Annotated in this window: 17 protein-coding genes and 2 tRNA genes; 8 read left to right on the top strand and 11 right to left on the bottom strand. The window is 67.7% G+C overall.

Annotation, left to right across the window (positions count from 1 at the left end; all coding sequences use genetic code 11):
* The first annotated feature begins 3 nt into the window (after nt 1-3).
* Genes C2868_RS06870 through C2868_RS06860 form a run of 3 tightly spaced genes read left to right on the top strand, consistent with a single transcriptional unit; the run spans nt 4 to nt 3,360 of the window.
* Complete coding sequence (locus C2868_RS06870) at nt 4-1,161, top strand: mechanosensitive ion channel family protein (RefSeq protein ID WP_103663094.1); 1,158 nt, start codon at nt 4-6, stop codon at nt 1,159-1,161.
* Nucleotides 1,158-1,655 (top strand): globin, encoded by a 498-nt coding sequence (locus C2868_RS06865; protein WP_100810800.1) that lies wholly within the window; start codon nt 1,158-1,160, stop codon nt 1,653-1,655. The genes C2868_RS06870 and C2868_RS06865 overlap by 4 nt, the downstream gene beginning before the upstream one ends.
* 40 nt (nt 1,656-1,695) lie before the next feature.
* Nucleotides 1,696-3,360: an FAD-binding dehydrogenase gene (locus C2868_RS06860; RefSeq protein ID WP_100810801.1), complete on the top strand. Its 1,665-nt coding sequence runs from the start codon at nt 1,696-1,698 to the stop codon at nt 3,358-3,360.
* Between the two features lie 26 nt (nt 3,361-3,386).
* Here the strand turns inward: C2868_RS06860 and C2868_RS06855 are convergent, their stop codons facing one another.
* Nucleotides 3,387-4,028: a hypothetical protein gene (locus C2868_RS06855; protein ID WP_100810802.1), complete on the bottom strand. Its 642-nt coding sequence runs from the start codon at nt 4,026-4,028 to the stop codon at nt 3,387-3,389.
* Nucleotides 4,029-4,141: 113 nt separating this feature from the next.
* On the opposite strand from C2868_RS06855, the gene C2868_RS06850 reads away from it, so the two are divergent.
* Nucleotides 4,142-4,978, top strand: a complete 837-nt coding sequence (locus C2868_RS06850; RefSeq protein WP_100811329.1) for an acyl-CoA thioesterase II — start codon at nt 4,142-4,144, stop codon at nt 4,976-4,978.
* 115 nt (nt 4,979-5,093) lie between these two features.
* Here C2868_RS06850 and C2868_RS06845 read toward each other — a convergent pair whose 3' ends face one another.
* The 4 genes from C2868_RS06845 to ssb form a co-directional block, all read right to left on the bottom strand.
* Complete coding sequence (locus tag C2868_RS06845; RefSeq protein ID WP_100811330.1) at nt 5,094-5,567, bottom strand: thioesterase family protein; 474 nt, start codon at nt 5,565-5,567, stop codon at nt 5,094-5,096.
* Between the two features lie 40 nt (nt 5,568-5,607).
* Nucleotides 5,608-7,290 (bottom strand): energy-dependent translational throttle protein EttA, encoded by a 1,683-nt coding sequence (ettA, locus tag C2868_RS06840; protein ID WP_100810803.1) that lies wholly within the window; start codon nt 7,288-7,290, stop codon nt 5,608-5,610.
* 181 nt (nt 7,291-7,471) lie between these two features.
* Nucleotides 7,472-7,972 (bottom strand): DUF6993 domain-containing protein, encoded by a 501-nt coding sequence (locus tag C2868_RS06835; RefSeq protein WP_100811331.1) that lies wholly within the window; start codon nt 7,970-7,972, stop codon nt 7,472-7,474.
* Between the two features lie 290 nt (nt 7,973-8,262).
* Nucleotides 8,263-8,793: a single-stranded DNA-binding protein gene (ssb, locus tag C2868_RS06830; RefSeq protein WP_100810804.1), complete on the bottom strand. Its 531-nt coding sequence runs from the start codon at nt 8,791-8,793 to the stop codon at nt 8,263-8,265.
* 223 nt (nt 8,794-9,016) lie between these two features.
* Here ssb and C2868_RS06825 point away from each other — a divergent pair, with 223 nt between their 5' ends.
* Nucleotides 9,017-9,331: a hypothetical protein gene (locus C2868_RS06825; protein ID WP_100810805.1), complete on the top strand. Its 315-nt coding sequence runs from the start codon at nt 9,017-9,019 to the stop codon at nt 9,329-9,331.
* A 54-nt stretch (nt 9,332-9,385) separates the two neighbouring features.
* Here C2868_RS06825 and C2868_RS06820 read toward each other — a convergent pair whose 3' ends face one another.
* A complete protein-coding gene (locus C2868_RS06820) occupies nt 9,386-10,825 on the bottom strand; it encodes a PLP-dependent aminotransferase family protein (protein ID WP_100810806.1) in 1,440 nt (479 codons plus the stop codon).
* A 128-nt stretch (nt 10,826-10,953) separates the two neighbouring features.
* Between C2868_RS06820 and C2868_RS06815 the strand changes: the two genes are divergently transcribed.
* Entirely contained in the window at nt 10,954-11,559 is a 606-nt protein-coding gene (locus C2868_RS06815) for a YitT family protein (protein WP_100810807.1), read from the top strand.
* An 11-nt stretch (nt 11,560-11,570) separates the two neighbouring features.
* Here the strand turns inward: C2868_RS06815 and C2868_RS06810 are convergent, their stop codons facing one another.
* Together C2868_RS06810 and C2868_RS06805 are read right to left on the bottom strand one after the other, a co-directional pair.
* Entirely contained in the window at nt 11,571-11,783 is a 213-nt protein-coding gene (locus tag C2868_RS06810) for a methyltransferase (RefSeq protein ID WP_100811332.1), read from the bottom strand.
* 124 nt (nt 11,784-11,907) lie between these two features.
* Nucleotides 11,908-11,980, bottom strand: a tRNA-Arg gene (locus tag C2868_RS06805).
* Nucleotides 11,981-12,049: 69 nt separating this feature from the next.
* Here C2868_RS06805 and orn point away from each other — a divergent pair.
* Both orn and C2868_RS06795 read left to right on the top strand, forming a co-directional pair.
* A complete protein-coding gene (gene orn / locus C2868_RS06800; protein ID WP_100810808.1) occupies nt 12,050-12,670 on the top strand; it encodes an oligoribonuclease in 621 nt (206 codons plus the stop codon).
* Nucleotides 12,671-12,706: 36 nt separating this feature from the next.
* Nucleotides 12,707-12,782: transfer RNA gene (locus C2868_RS06795), tRNA-His, on the top strand.
* Here C2868_RS06795 and C2868_RS06790 read toward each other — a convergent pair.
* The 3 genes from C2868_RS06790 to C2868_RS06780 form a co-directional block, all read right to left on the bottom strand.
* Nucleotides 12,775-14,454: a recombinase family protein gene (locus tag C2868_RS06790; RefSeq protein ID WP_026926257.1), complete on the bottom strand. Its 1,680-nt coding sequence runs from the start codon at nt 14,452-14,454 to the stop codon at nt 12,775-12,777. The two genes, C2868_RS06795 and C2868_RS06790, sit on opposite strands and share 8 nt — an antisense overlap.
* Nucleotides 14,455-14,630: 176 nt before the next feature.
* Nucleotides 14,631-14,837 (bottom strand): hypothetical protein, encoded by a 207-nt coding sequence (locus C2868_RS06785; protein WP_026926258.1) that lies wholly within the window; start codon nt 14,835-14,837, stop codon nt 14,631-14,633.
* A gap of 3 nt (nt 14,838-14,840) precedes the next feature.
* Nucleotides 14,841-15,404, bottom strand: coding sequence for a hypothetical protein (locus tag C2868_RS06780; protein ID WP_374935762.1), 564 nt, complete (start codon nt 15,402-15,404; stop codon nt 14,841-14,843).
* Nucleotides 15,405-15,411: the final 7 nt, after the last annotated feature.

Genomic DNA, 15,411 nt, shown 5'->3' with positions numbered 1-15,411 from the left:
ACGATGCTCACCTCAGTCGACGAATCTGCCACCGGCCCGTGGGCAGACATCCTGGCGGATCTTCTGATCCTCCTTCGCGACATCGGGCTGGACCTCCTCGCGGTCGCCGGGGTCATCGTCGGCGCGCTCGTCCTAAGTTGGCTCCTCCGACTCGTCATCCGGCGGGTGGTGAACCGGATCGTCAACGGCGCGAAGGACAAGGCGAACGTCGATGACACCCAGGCGCTCGAGCGGTCGCCGCTCGCCGCCGTGCGCGTGGTACAACGCACGCGAACGCTCGGATCGATTCTCCAGAACATCGTCAATGTCGCGATCGGAATCGTCGCGATCGTCCTGATCATCAACATCCTGGCGCCGGGCGTTCTGGGTTCGATCGCCCTACTCACGGCGGCCATCGGCGCGGGACTCGGCTTCGGCGCGCAGAACATCGTGAAGGACGTCCTGAACGGCATCTTCATCGTCGCCGAAGACCAGATCGGCATCGGCGATGTCGTCGACCTCGGTCTCGCGACGGGCATCGTCGAGTACGTCAGCGTCCGGATCACGCACGTGCGCGATGTGAACGGAACGCTCTGGTACGTCCGCAATGGCGAGATCACGCGCATCGGCAACATGTCGCAGGGCTGGTCGCGTGTCATCATCGACCTGGCCGTACCCGTCGACGCGGACATCGACGAGGTCGAGACGGCCATGCTCGAAGCCGCCAAGGACCTCGCGAAGGAACCGAAGTGGCGCACCCGCATCATCGAGAAGCCCGAGGTGTGGGGACTCGAGTCGGTGTCCGGCGATGCCCTCGTCATCCGGCTCGTGATGAAGACGCGAGCCAACGCGAAGGACGATGTCGCGCGCGAACTGCGTGTTCGGCTCAAGCGCGCCATCGACGCGATGGGCCTGACACTGCCGCAGCTCAACTCGATCGTGCTGACCGGACTCGAGGGTGCGCAGCGCGTGCGCGGGGCGAACCCGCCCAAGACCCGTCCGACCCCGATCGCGGGCGAAGCCGCCCCCGTGCCGGAGCGGCCCGTGTGGAAGCCGAAGCGCACGCGCAAGTCAGCGCCCGCCACCGAGACGCCGTCCGCGCCGTCGCCGGGCGACAGCGCGCTCCCGGATGGCGCGAACCCCGACGACGACACGACCCCGAAGACAGGCGGCACGATATGACGGACGACACGGATGCTCCACCCCTGAGCTTCTACGACGAGGTCGGCGGTCACGAGACCTTCGTGCGCCTGGTCGACGGCTTCTACCGCGGTGTCGCCACCGACGACGTCCTCAAGCCCATGTATCCGGAAGAAGACCTCGGCCCCGCAGCGGAGCGTCTCACGATGTTCCTCGAGCAGTACTGGGGCGGACCGACGACCTACAGTGAGCGTCGCGGGCACCCGCGCCTGCGCGCCCGCCACAACGCCTTCCACGTCAACCCGGACGCGCGCGACCGCTGGCTGCGCCACATGCGGGCCTCGCTCGACGCGCTGGACCTGCCGCCGCTGCACGAAGCAACCCTGTGGGACTACCTCGAGCGCGCCGCGATGGCTATGGTCAACACATTCGAGGCCGCACCGATCGGGCCGCCGAGCGGCGGCCGCACGGGGCTCACCGCGAGCGTTGCGGGCCCGCACCATCCGCCCGTCCCGAAACCGCCCGCGACAGACTGATCCACCACCACCCCGCTCACCCATCGACGAAGGAGTCGCCATGGCCGGGACACCCCACACAACCGATGTTCTGGTGATCGGCTGGGGACTCGCCGGGCTGGTCGCGGCGGCACAGGCACTGGATGCGGGAAAGCGCGTCACGATCATCGATCAAGAGCCGCGCAGCAATCTCGGAGGCCAGGCCTGGTGGTCGTTCGGTGGCCTGTTCCTGGTCGACTCGCCCGAGCAGCGGCGCATGGGCATCAAGGATTCGCTCGCGCTCGCGCGCCAGGACTGGTTCGGCACGGCCGGGTTCGACCGTGATGAGGATGCCTGGCCGCGGCGCTGGGCCGAGGCCTACGTGGAGTTCGCCGCCGGCGAGAAGCGCTCATGGCTGCGCGAGCTCGGCATCGGGCTCTTCCCGGTCGTGGGTTGGGCGGAGCGCGGTGGCTACACGGCCCTCGGTCCCGGCAACTCCGTGCCCCGGTTCCACATCGCCTGGGGTACCGGCCCGGCCCTCGTCGCCGCGTTCCAGACGCGGATCGAGCGTGCCGAAGCCGAAGGACGCGCCACGGTCTTCGCGCGCCACCGAGTCACAGACCTGGTGGCGCACGACGGCGTCATCGTCGGCGCGGCCGGCGAAGTCCTCGCGCCCTCGGGCTCCCCGCGAGGCGTGGTGACGTCCCGAGAGGTGACCGGATCGTTCGAGATCACCGCGGGTGCGACGATCGTCGCCTCGGGCGGAATCGGTGGCAACCACGACCTCGTCCGCAGCCGCTGGCCGGAACGCCTCGGCGCTCCCCCGGCCCACATGCTCTCCGGCGTCCCCGTCTACGTCGACGGCGCAATGCTCGAGGTCTCGGAGCGCGTCGGTGCCCGCCAGATCAACGGGGATCGCATGTGGCACTACGTCGAGGGGATCCAGAATTGGGATCCCATCTGGCCCGATCACGGCATCCGGATCCTTCCCGGACCATCATCGGTGTGGCTGGATGCGACGGGTCGGCGACTCCCCGCACCGCTGTTTCCCGGTTTCGACACCCTCGGAACGCTCGCCCACCTGCGCGCCACGGGACACGATCACTCCTGGTTCGTGCTCTCGCGCCGCGTCATCGAAAAGGAATTCGCCCTCTCGGGCAGCGAGCAGAATCCGGACCTCACGGGCAAGGATCTGGGCCTGCTCGTGCGTTCGCGCCTCGCGAAGGGTCCAACAGATCCGGTGCAGGCGTTCATGGATCGGGGCGCGGACTTCGTCGTTGCGGACACACTGGATCGCCTGCTCGCCGGAATGAATGCTCTGCCGGGCGGAGATGCTCTCGACCTCGCTCACGCGAAGAACGAGATCGAGGCGCGTGACCGCGAGATCGCCAACGAATTCACGAAGGACGCTCAGATCGCGATGCTCCGGTCCGCCCGCGCGTATCGCGGCGACCGGCTGATCCGTACGGCGTCACCCCACCGCATCCTCGACCCCGCCGCCGGGCCGCTCGTCGCGGTCAAGCTGCACGTCGTGACGCGCAAGTCACTCGGCGGGATCGAGACGGATCTGCAGTCGCGGGCGCTCGGAGCGAGCGGCGAACCGGTTGCGGGCCTGTTCGCCGCGGGCGAGGCCAGCGGGTTCGGCGGCGGCGGCGTACACGGGTACCGCGCGCTCGAGGGCACGTTCCTCGGCGGATGCCTGTTCTCGGGGCGCGCGGCGGGTCGGGCGGCCGCGGCGTCCGTGTGACACTGCCGCCGCGGAACGCTGCTTCGTCAGACGGCGAGCGTCGCGCCGCGCACCAGAACGTGGCCGCGCGCGAAACTCAGTCGAGCCCATGCGCCCGACGAGAGCAGCTGCACCTGTTCGGATCCCACGATGAAGCCGAGCGCGACGGCGGCGAAACCCGCGCCGAGCGGAACGCCCGCCCAGGCTTCGACAGGTTCGCCCCAGACGGACGAACGGACGCGCTGGATAGCCTCGGCGCCCGCGTCGGTCGGCACGAGCTCGGCGACCCGGGCCATCCCCTCGTGTGCACGAGCCGCGACATCCGCGCTCTCGATCGTTCGCACGGGCGTCCATCCGCCGCGCGGGGCCGAGATGCCCGCCCACGTGGCGCGCACGGCTGTCGGGGGCAGCTGAGCCGCCGTTGCGTCGGCCCCGTCTGCCGTGACGCTCGACGCCGTGACCACGAGATCACACACGAGTTCGGGATCGACCGGGAGCGCGCGCAGCGCGAGGATCGTCGGCGTCCGGTCGAGCAGACCGCGCGGCACCAGAATCGGCGCCCACATCGCGAGTTTGCCGCCGGATGCCTCGAGCCGCACCTCGGGGTCGCTCAGGCGAGAGGCACGAGACGCAAAGGTGAGGAAGTCGTCGCGCGCCTCGTAGTCGGGGAATCTGAGGGTCTGCGGCATCCCCTCTAAGCTATCAACGTGGCGGCGCCCCGGCCGCCGGAGGACTTCTCGTGACCGATCCCGCCGTTACCGCACCATCCACCGGCGACCCGGTCGACCGCTTCCTGAGCGTCATGTCGCTGCGCGGCGGCGAGGCCCGGACGACCGAGGACATCTTCGTCGGGCAATCGGAGCCGATGCCCGGCGGCCGCGTCTTCGGCGGGCAGGTGCTCGGTCAGGCCGTGATCGCCGCGCAGCGCACGGTTCCCGAAGAGCGGGTCGCGCACTCCCTGCACGGCTATTTTCTGCGGCCGGGCGACTCGCTCAGGCCCATCACCTTCTCTGTCGATCGCATCAACGATGCACGGTCGTTCTCTGCCCGCCGCATCCAGGCATTTCAGGAGGGCGAGCCGATCTTCTCGATGATCGCATCGTTCCAGACGCCCGACGCCGGGCTCGAACACGCCACCCCGATGCCCGAGGGCGTTCCAGAACCGGAATCACTGACCGAGTTTCCGCCCGGCGCCGACCTGGTTCATCCGATGTCGACGCGAATGCTGACGGATCGCCCGGTCGAGGTACGGCACGTCCTGCCCGCGATCTATGCGCAGGCGGATCCCGACGCACGGCCTCAGAACTCCGCGTGGGTGAGGATTCGTCGACGACTGCCGGATGACCCCGCGCTGCACCGCGCGGCGCTCGCCTACATCTCCGACCACACGATTCAGGAGTCGGTCCTGCGCGCCCACGGAATCGCGTGGACGCGGCCCGGCATCAAGATCGCGAGCCTGGATTCTGCACTCTGGTGGCATCGACGCGCCCGCGTCGACGAGTGGTTGCTGTACGTGCAGGAATCGCCGAGTGCGAGCAGCGGCCGAGGACTCGCGACCGGGCGCATCTACACACGCGACGGGCTCCTCGTGGCGACATGTGCGCAAGAGATCGTCATCCGGGTCCCGGCCGAGCCCTGACTCACCGCTGCGACAGGCTCAGCGACCGAGCCCACGCTCCCTGAGCCGACGCAAGAAACCTGAGCGAAAACGCGCTCCCTGAGCTCGCCACAGGGAGAAGCCGGGCTCGTCTGCGTCAGCCTCGGCGCGCGTAGACGATCGGATCGTCGAGCAATGGCGTCCAGGCCGCGCGCTGTTCGTCCGTGAGCCGCCGCGGTCGGCCGGTCTCGGCATCGACAAGCACGAGCACCGCCGTGGAACGGGCATACAACTCCTGAGGTTCGACGTCTTGAGAGTCAACGTCGAGAGGGCTGTACACCTCGTAGCAGATCTCGATGCTCGAGCCACCGATGCGACCGAACCACAGCTGCACGTCCAGCGGTCGGCGCTGGTACGGCACCGGTCGCAGGTACTCGATCTCTTGGCGGGCGATCAATGAGAGCACACCGTGCTCGATGCCCGAATCGAGTACCGCGGTGGCCGGAGCATCCTGACCATCCTGGCCGTTCGCGCGCCAGAACGCGCGGATGCGTGCCTCTTCGAGCAGCTTGAGCATCGAGGTGTTGTTGACGTGGTTGAACGCGTCGAGGTCTCCCCAGCGGAGCGGCATCGGGACGTGCAGCCGTTTGCGGCCCGCGCTCGCGTCGATGTCAGTCACGCGTGAGCTTGCGGTACGTCGAGCTCGACCGGTTCAGCGCGTCGGGGCCGAGGCGTTCGATCTTGTTCTCTTCGTACGCCTCGAAGTTGCCCTCGAACCAGTACCACTTGTCGGGGTCCTCTTCCGTGCCTTCGTAGGAGAGGATGTGCGTGGCGATCCGGTCGAGGAACCACCGGTCGTGCGTGATGACCACGGCGCAGCCGGGGAACTCGAGCAGAGCGTTCTCGAGGCTGCCGAGCGTCTCGACGTCCAGGTCGTTGGTCGGTTCGTCGAGCAGCAGCAGGTTGCCACCCTGCTTCAGGGTGAGCGCGAGGTTCAGGCGGTTGCGCTCACCACCGGAGAGCACACCGGCCTTCTTCTGCTGGTCGGGGCCCTTGAAGCCGAACTGCGACACATAGGCGCGCGAGGGGATCTCGACCTTGCCGACCTGGATCCAGTCGAGGCCGTCGCTCACGACTTCCCAGAGCGACTTGTTCGGGTCGATCCCGCCACGGGTCTGGTCGACGTAAGAGATCTCGACGGTCTCACCGACCTTGAGCTCACCCCCGTCGAGCGGTTCGAGACCGACGATCGTCTTGAAGAGCGTCGTCTTTCCGACACCGTTCGGGCCGATGATTCCGACGATGCCGTTCCGCGGCAGTGAGAAGCTCAGGCCGTCGATCAGGCTGCGGCCGTCGAAGCCCTTCTGGAGGTTCTTCGCCTCGAGCACGATCTGCCCGAGTCGCGGTCCCGGCGGGATGACGATCTCATCGAAGTCCAACTTGCGGGCGCGATCGGCTTCGGCGGCCATCTCTTCGTAACGAGCGAGACGCGACTTGGACTTCGTCTGGCGCCCCTTGGCGTTGCTGCGGACCCATTCGAGTTCGCTGGCCAGACGCTTCGCGAGCTTGGCGTCCTTCTTGCCCTGGACCTGCAGACGTTCCTGCTTCTTCTCGAGATAGGTCGAGTAGTTGCCCTCGTACGGGTAGAGGCGGCCTCGGTCGACCTCGCAGATCCATTCCGCGACGTGGTCGAGGAAGTACCGGTCGTGTGTCACGGCGAGGACGGCACCGGGGTATTTGGCCAGGTGCTGTTCGAGCCACTGCACGCTCTCGGCGTCGAGGTGGTTGGTGGGCTCGTCGAGAAGGAGCAGGTCGGGCTTCTGCAGCAGCAGCTTGCAGAGTGCGACGCGGCGCTTCTCGCCACCGGACAGGTTCGAGACGAGTGCTTCGGACGGTGGTGTGCGGAGAGCATCCATGGCCTGCTCGAGCTGGGAGTCGAGGTCCCATGCGTCGGCGGCGTCGATGGCTTCTTGCAGGGTTCCCATCTCGGCGAGCAGCGCATCGAAGTCGGCATCGGGATCGGCCATCAGGCCCGAGATCTCGTTGAACCGGTCGAGCTGGGCCTTGATCGGCCCGACGCCCTGCTGCACGTTCTCGAGCACGGTCTTGTCTTCGTCGAGCTCGGGCTCCTGCATCAGGATCCCGACGCTGAAGCCGGCCGACAGCCGTGCCTCACCGTTGGATGGCTGGTCGAGCCCAGCCATGATCTTGAGGATCGTGGACTTACCGGCGCCGTTGGGGCCCACCACGCCGATCTTCGCACCGGGGAGGAACGCCATCGTGACGTCGTCGAGGATTACCTTGTCGCCGACCGCTTTGCGGGCGCGCACCATCTGGTAGATATATTCAGCCATGTCCCGTCCAGTCTACGGGCGGTGCGCCCCTCGGTCAGCGCTGCGTCTTGCGCTCCGCGCCGACGCCCGCGCTCAGCGCGAAGGTGTGTGGCGGCGCGGGCGCGCCCTCGACAGTGACGCTCTCACCGCTGCGCTCTCACGAGCGGCGTTCTCACCAGCGGTGCTCTCACCAGCGGCGCTCTCACCAATCGATCGGGCGCGTATCGCCGATGAGGCACGTGCCACCCTCAAGGATCGGCAGCACGACAGTGGCCGGTTCGGGAAACGCGGCTCCCGCCTGGCCGATCAGACACTGGTCATCCCAAACCACCGAGAACTGGATGCTATCTGCCGCGTTGCCGATCGCGGTCTGGTCTCGCGTCACCTGCATCCGACTCTTGTCGAACCCCGCCGCCACGAGCGCGTCTATGTAGGCGCGTCCCGCCATGCGCTCGGGGCCTGCCCAGACCTGCTGGGTCACGAGCGCGAAGTAGGGCAGGTTCTCGTCGGCCGTCCCGTCGGGATGCAGGGCCGGAGCCGGAGGCGTCGTGGGTGTCGGCGACGCGGACACCGACGCGCTGGGGACGGCCGACGTCGGGACGTCCTCCGGCTTCGGGGCCTGCGCACACGCCGCGAGCACGAGCGCAGCGACGACCGTGGTGAGTCCGCCGCCGATGACGAGGAAGGATCGACGCGGCTGCACGAGCAAAGTCTAAGCGCGGGCGCCGGGCCGACCTCGCACGTGCCTACGCCGATCCTCTGGGCCGCTCCCCCGATCCTCCCGCCTTCGGACGCAAGCACGCCTGCTGGACCGCTCGACGTCCCAGCACCGGGGCCATCACCAGCGCTTCACCGTGTCGCGAGTGCCGCACCGTGTCGCGAGTGCCGCACTGTGTCGCGAGTGCTGCACCGTGTCCCGAGTGCTGCACTGTGCCGCGAGTGCCGCAGCGTGTCACCAATGCCGCGGCGTGTCGGAGGAACGCAGCCGAATAGTCAGAAGGGAACCGGCTCCTGTTCGCGGTCGCGGGCGATGAGCGCCTCGTCGCCCACCGATTCCTCGCCTGCCAGCCCCGCTCCCGCTCCGACGGATCCGCCCTGCGTGCCAGGCGCGTACCACCCCGCTTGTTCCGCCGGGCCGGAATTCGATGCGGCGGGTGCCGCGTCGCGCGCGCCGGACCGCTCGAAGCGCGACGTTCCCCACAGCAGATCATGACCGATCGCTTCTGCGTCGATTTCGGCGGTCGTCCCACTGCGGTCGCCCTTGTCCCAGTTGCGAATCCGCAACCGACCGCTCACGATGACGCGCTCGCCGCGCTGAAGCGATGCGGCCGCGTTGAGGGCCAGGGCGCGAAACGCCGACACGGAGTACCAGTTGGTTTCGCCGTCCACCCATTTCTCGGCGGTGCGATCGAATCGTCGCGGAGAGCTCGCGACGCGGAACATCGTGATCGGGATCCCCGATGGGGTGTGCGTGTGCCGCGGATCCCCCGCTATGTTGCCGACGATCGTGATGTGGTCGCTCATGACCCGACTCCTTTCGTAGGGGAGTTCGCCCTCCCCGCGGAGGGCACGGTGCCCTCTGCTCCCAGCCTGCTGTGCGGACGCGACGCCGGACGAGACAGGGCCGCCTTCCGGGGAGAAGTTCCTCGCGGTCGCGGATGGGGAGGACGGGCCACGGACTGGAGGGAACACCTCGGGCGAATGTCGGACGTCGAACATAAATTCGTTGCAGAAGGGAGTTCCCACCATGACCGACGCCGTGCCCACCGACACGCGAACCGTCTTGCGAACCGACGCGACCCGAACCACGCAGACGCTTCACCCCGCTGTCCCGCCCCCGGCGCCCTCGTCCGGACTTCGGGTACACCTGATCCCCGTCGGCCCGACGCTCTGGCGTGTCGTCGACATGACGGGGCGCATCATCGGTCATCTACAGCACCGCGATCATGCGCTCGGCTCGCGATGGGCGGCGCGCCGCTATCGCGACGGCGTCGGCGGGTTCCGCACCGTCGGCGAGTTCTGGACCGTCGACGAAGCAGTCAGCGCGCTGCGCAACGGCTGAGCGGTCCGACGATGTGGCGAGCGTCCACGACAGTGGCGCGCGGGTCGGCGCCGATCAGACGACCGCGGCCAACACGGTCTCCGTCACGGGGCGCCCGCGGTCACGCGCTTCGGGCCAAGCCTCGGCGAGGATCTGCACCGCTCGCTCGAGCTCCGTCACCGGCGCGGTGAACGGGATGCGCATGTGGCGTTCGTGCCCGCCATCCACACCGAAACGGGGACCGGAAGAGAGGATGAGGCCGCGGCTGCGAACCGCGAGGGCCAGTGGCGAACTGACGGGTGCACCAAGCCCGACCCAGAGCGACACTCCGCCGTGCACGGTCGGCACCGTCCACTCGGGAAGGGCTTCGGCGAGTGAACGGACCAGCGTGTCGCGCCCGACCCGCAGAAGCTGCGCTCGCTGTACGAGGATCTCGGGCAGACGCTCGAACGCGAGGATCGCGACTTGCTGTTCCAGTTCGGGGGTGCCCAGCTCTCTCCGCGGTCGGGCGGCGATAAGTCTCGGCACAAGGTCCAGGTCCGCGCGGATCCATCCGATCCGCAGGCCGCCCCACACGGTCTTGCCCAGCGACCCGATGGTGACGATGTTGCGCTGCACCGCCGGCCCTAGTCCGACACCGAACGGCACGCTGTCACGGGGCCGGTCGATGTCGAGGTCGGCCGTCGTCTCGTCCACGAGAACCATGGCCCCGGCGTCCGCCGCGGATTCGGCGAGCAGGCGACGTGCGTGCTCGTCCATCGTCGCTCCAGTCGGGTTCTGGAAGTCCGGCATCAGGTACGCCATGCTCGGTGCCGCGCGCCGCAGCACGTGATCGGCGCGCTCGAGATCCCATCCATACGCCGCATCCACGGGAATCGCGACGAGCCGCGCGCCCGCCTCGCGAAGGGCATCCGCGGCGTGGGGATACGTCGGCGTCTCGATCGCGACACGATCCCCGCGGCGCACGATCACATCGGTCACGAGAGAGATGGCGCTCTGCGCGCCCGTCGTGACGACGATCTGGTCGGGAATGGTCGGAAGCCCCTGCGCGGCGTAGCGGTCGGCGATCGCGGTGCGGAGCTGGACGGCGCCCACCAGGTCGTAGCCCGAGCGGCCGACCCAGCGCGGAGCATCCGAAGCCGCCTCGACGAAAAGTGAACTCAGACCGGGCCATGCCGCGGGACTCGCGCGGTGCAAGTCGATCGTGTCTTCATCACCCGGTTCGGGGACATCCGCAATCGGGCCGACCGCGCGGACGACGCTGCCCGACCCTCGCAAGCTCGCGATGTGGCCGGACTCGCGAAGATCCCGATAGGCCGCGGCGACCGTGGTCCGGCTCAGCGAGAGACGCATCGCGAGGTCGCGCTCGGCGGGCAGAGCGGTACCCGGCGCGATGCGGCGGTCGAGGCACAACATGCGGACGGCATCCGCGAGCCCCCGGTATGCGGGGGCACTGTCCCGCCACTCGCCGAGCAACTGAACGAGCGCGCGCGAAGAGAGTCGAGAGTCAGCCATCCATCCACTTTACGAGGATTGGACTCTACCGAAAAGTCCAATCTTCCGATTGGCTCCCACTCATGTTCTTGTCTACCGGCCGACCCTCGCGCACGTCGACCGGGCCACACGACTCATCGGCGTCGCCGATGCCCCTCGGGGTGCGCCGTGTCACCCAGCTGATGATCGGCCTGATTCTCTACGGCGTCGGGGTCGCTGTCGTGGTGGTGGCCGGACTCGGGGTCGACCCCTGGACGGTTCTTGCCGAAGGACTGGCGCTCCGAACGGGCATCGGGCTCGGCTGGATGACGAACATCATCGGACTTGCTGTCCTGGCCCTCTGGATTCCCCTGCATCAGAAGCCGGGAGTCGGAACCGTCGCGAACATCCTCGTCGTCGGCACGGCACTCCAGTTCGCGCTGCCGCTCGTGCCGACGCCGGAGAATCTGCTTCAGGCGAGCGGGATGCTCCTCGCCGGCGTGGCGCTCGTCGGTGTCGCGGGCGGCCTCTACATCGGGGCGCGCTTCGGCGCAGGACCTCGCGACGGCCTGATGACCGGTATTTCGGGGCGCTGGGGATGGCCGCTGTGGTTTGCCCGTACCGCCGTCGAGATCACGGTCCTGACGATCGGCTGGGCTCTCGGCGGAACGGTCGGCGTGGGAACCGTCGTCTACGCGCTGTCGATCGGCCCCGCGAGCCACGCGGCGCTGCGCGTGTTCGACACCCGAGGTGCGGTCCGCATCGGGCGGACATGACTTCGGTTGGGTCAGTGCTCCTGGAAGCGCGGCCAGTCGCTCCCCGGCCGCATTCTCGCGTAGAGCGCGGACTTCGCGACATCCATCGACGGATAGACACCGGCAGATGCCTCGGCCCCGGCCATCGTGACCGTGTATCCGTCGACATCCTTGCGGATCGTGCCGACCACGCCGGATGCACCGAACGCCACCCAGATCGTGCGCGTTGTTGTCGCCTGACTCATCATCGAGCTCCTTCCGACACCCACGACGTTACGCCCGCGCGCGGCCCGACACCACCCTCTGGTCGAGCTTCACAATGGAAGGGCGAGCCTCACGGGCACCGGCATCGTGCACCCTCTGCCCGGGTGCCCCCGACTGGACTCGAACCAGTAACCGTCGGATTAGAAGGCCGATGCTCTATCCATTGAGCTACGAGGGCGCCCATTCAGGTTATCGCCTCGCCGCCGAGGACGCGGAGACGGTCCATACCCATGGATAAGATGACGAAATGTCAGCGCACGAGAACGACCGGCTCGTTTGGATCGACTGCGAGATGACGGGACTCGACCTCGACCAGGACGAACTCGTCGAGATCGCGGTCGTCGTCACCGACTTCGAGCTCCGCGTGCTCGACCCGGGATTCCAGATCGTCATCAAGCCCGACCCCTCTGCGCTCGAGCATATGAACGACTTCGTCACGGGGATGCATCAGAGTTCCGGTCTACTCGACGAGATCCCCGACGGGGTGAGCGTCGCCGAGGCCGAGTTCCTCGCACTCGAGTACGTTCAGCGCTTCGCCACCGAGGGCAAGGCGCCCCTCGCGGGCAACACGATCGGCACCGACCGGGCCTTTCTCGCCAAGTACATGCCGCGGCTCGATCGTTTCCTGCACTACCGCAGCGTCGATGTGTCCAGCATCAAAGAGCTCGCGCGCCGCTGGTACCCCCGCGCCTACATCCACGCACCCGCGAAGGATGGCGGTCACCGTGCCTTGGCCGACATTCGCGAATCGATCCGCGAACTGGCCTACTACCGGCAGGCAGTCTTCGTGCCGCAGCCCGGGCCCACCAGCGACGGCGCACGGGCCGCCGCCTCCGCCGCCGTGTCCGCGTTCGCCCCGGGCGTGTAATACAATTGGTGGGTTGCCCGCAGATGTGGGTACATGGTGGGTATAGCTCAGTTGGTAGAGCACCTGGTTGTGGTCCAGGGGGCCGCGGGTTCAAGTCCCGTTACTCACCCCAAACGGGTCAGGTGTGAACTTGCGACCAAGGGGCCACCCTTGGTCGCGGTTCGCGCCTGGCCCATTTTCTTCGCCTCGGCGGCCCAGCTCAGGGCGTCGGCGTGGAGGCCGGAGAGGCTCAGTCCGTCATACGGGTTCCGGTAGCCGACGCGCACGTCGTTGTCCTCGTCGATGTAGATCGCCCTGAACAGTGCTTGGTTGCACAGTCGGCGGTTCGCGTCGTCGGCGTGCTCGTAGAGGTCGGCTGCGTTGGACAGCAGTTTCAGCGAGTCGTCGAGGTTCGCCCGCGCGTCGGCATAGTGGCCGTGGTGAGCGGTGATCCGGTGCTCGATGGTCTCCAACGACGCGGTGATCCGGTCCTGCTCCTTCTTGAGCAGGTCGAGCGGGATGGCTCCGGCGTAGTGGGCTTGCAGCAACTTCTGCTGCTCGCCTTCGAGTTGGGTTCTCCGGGACGCGAGGTCGGCAAGTTCGGCGGCTCCTTCGGCCATCATCTCGTCGAACCGGGCATGGATCATCGCCGAGACCGCCTGCGTCGTCTCGGGATCGAGCTGCACCTTGGCATAGAAGCGCTCGATGAGCCGTTCGACCTGCTCGATGAGCATCGCCTGCCGGGTGCAGTCGCCTCTGCCACCATGCCTGCTCGCGCACACGAAGTACGGGTAGATCGTGCCCTGGCTGCTCTTGGCGTTGCACACCAGTAGCCGCGAGCCGCACTGGCCGCAGAACACCGTCCCCTTCAAGTAGTGCTCGTGGACTTGCGTTGCATCTGCTGCCGAGCGGTGCGTGCCGAGCACGGTCTGCACCTGGTCCCACACCTCGTTGGGGACGATGGCCTCGTGCGCTCCGGCATAGGTCACGCCCTGGTAGCGGACGCTGCCCTTGTAGTACGGGTTCGTCAGCATCCGATGCACCGACGACTTCCCGATGGGTCGGGACGGTCGCCGCGGCGACGCCGCTGTCGTGAGCCCGCGCGCTACGAGCTCCTGGTGAAGCTGGCTCGTCGTCCAGTCGCCGGATGCGAACACCTGGAACGCCCACCGCACCAACGGGGCTCGCTCCTCGTCGATCTCGACGGTGCGTACTTCCCGCCCGAACTCGTCGCGCACGCCGACGTTGCGGTAGCCGATGGGTGCCTTCGTCACGGTGCCGCCCTGCGCGGCCTTCTGCGACAGACCCTTGACGACCTCGGTGGCGAGGTTGCGGGAGTAGAACTCCGCGATCGAGGACATGATGCCGTGCAGCAGCATCCCGGACGGGGTCTCGTCGATGTTCTCCGTGGCCGACACCAGCGTGACGCCGGCGTCCTTGAGGGCGAGGTGGATGGTCACGTCGTCGGCTCGGTTGCGGGCGAGCCGGTCGACCTTGTGGACGATGCAGTAGTTCGTCTTGTGCTTCGCGACGTACTGGATCATCCGCATCAGTTCGGGCCGGTCGGCCTTGCGCGCGGACTCGCCCGCGTCGACGAACTCCTCGATGATCGTTGCTCCGAGCTGGTCGGCCTTGCGCTGGTTCGCCTCGCGCTGGGCCGGGATCGAGAAGCCCTCCGCCTGGCCGCCCTTCTCCGCCTGCTCCTTCGTGGAGACCCGTAGGTAGGAGACGGCGAATGATCCGGGGAACGGGGTGGGCGCTACGAGGCTGTCTATCGCGGTTCGGTCCGCGTCGATGATCGTCATGGCTCTTCTCCACAGTCACTGGTCCTGCCGACGCGGACTTGTGAGAGCGGATGTTGATCGTGAGAAGAGCCCGAAGGCTGTAGGACTAGGCCGAGTCGGCCACGTTTACTTTGCCTCGCCGTGACGGCGAAGCGCTAGGACCACAACATCCGCCATCCGCGACGGATGCCTCCATTCTACGACGACGCGCTCGCGGAGGCACGAGGGCGCTTCGGTCGCGTCGATCCCTCCGAACGGCACGCTCCCGACTGTTGGAGCGCCAGGCGGATCAGCAGCTCGCAGAGCTTGTCCAGGTCGGGCGGCTCGTGGAACTCGGCGCGGATCGTCAGCTCGCGCTCGCTCTGTTGACGCTGCCCGGTCTTCCGTTCATAGCGGCGCGCCACGATTCACACCTCGCCCGTCTCCGGGTCGATGCCCGCGAAGAAGGCATCCTCTGCTTCCTGGCGCGCATCCACCATGTCGATCACGAACCGAACGAAGTCTTCGTCGCGATCCGTGATCGGTGAGTCCTCGATGGGCTGAGTGGGGTCTTCACCGGGCCAGCTCGTCTGGCGAGTCGGGCGGTCTCGGTCGAGCCGCGTACCGCAGGCCGACACCCAATCACGAAGGCGGGCACGGGCATCGGCGAAGTCGCGGTGCCAGCCGAGCGGTGCCGACCCATTCTGCTCGGGGTCGTATGCGCACAGCCAGTGCAGGTGCAGCGCCGACAGTTCCCAGAGGAGCTCGGGGTGACGGTGCCAGTAGGGCGGAACGACGCTGGCCGGAAGTCCGTAGGTGTGGCGAAGCCAGTCCACCCAACGGTTCAGTTCGAGCAACTCGGCTTCGAGATCGTTGGCGGTCAGCAGATTCCAGTTGACCGGATGCGGCGGCTCGGGCACGTCGAAACGCGGGGACGCGAGACCTGCCTCGGGTGGCATGTCGTCGTGCTCAGGGTGGAACTGATCGCTCATGGCGGGA

Origin of the sequence: Microbacterium sp. CJ77, from assembly GCF_002911615.1 — a bacterium.
Lineage (GTDB): Bacteria > Actinomycetota > Actinomycetes > Actinomycetales > Microbacteriaceae > Microbacterium.
Note: the sequence above shows the minus strand (reverse complement) of the source record. Positions and strands in the feature narration are given on the sequence as shown.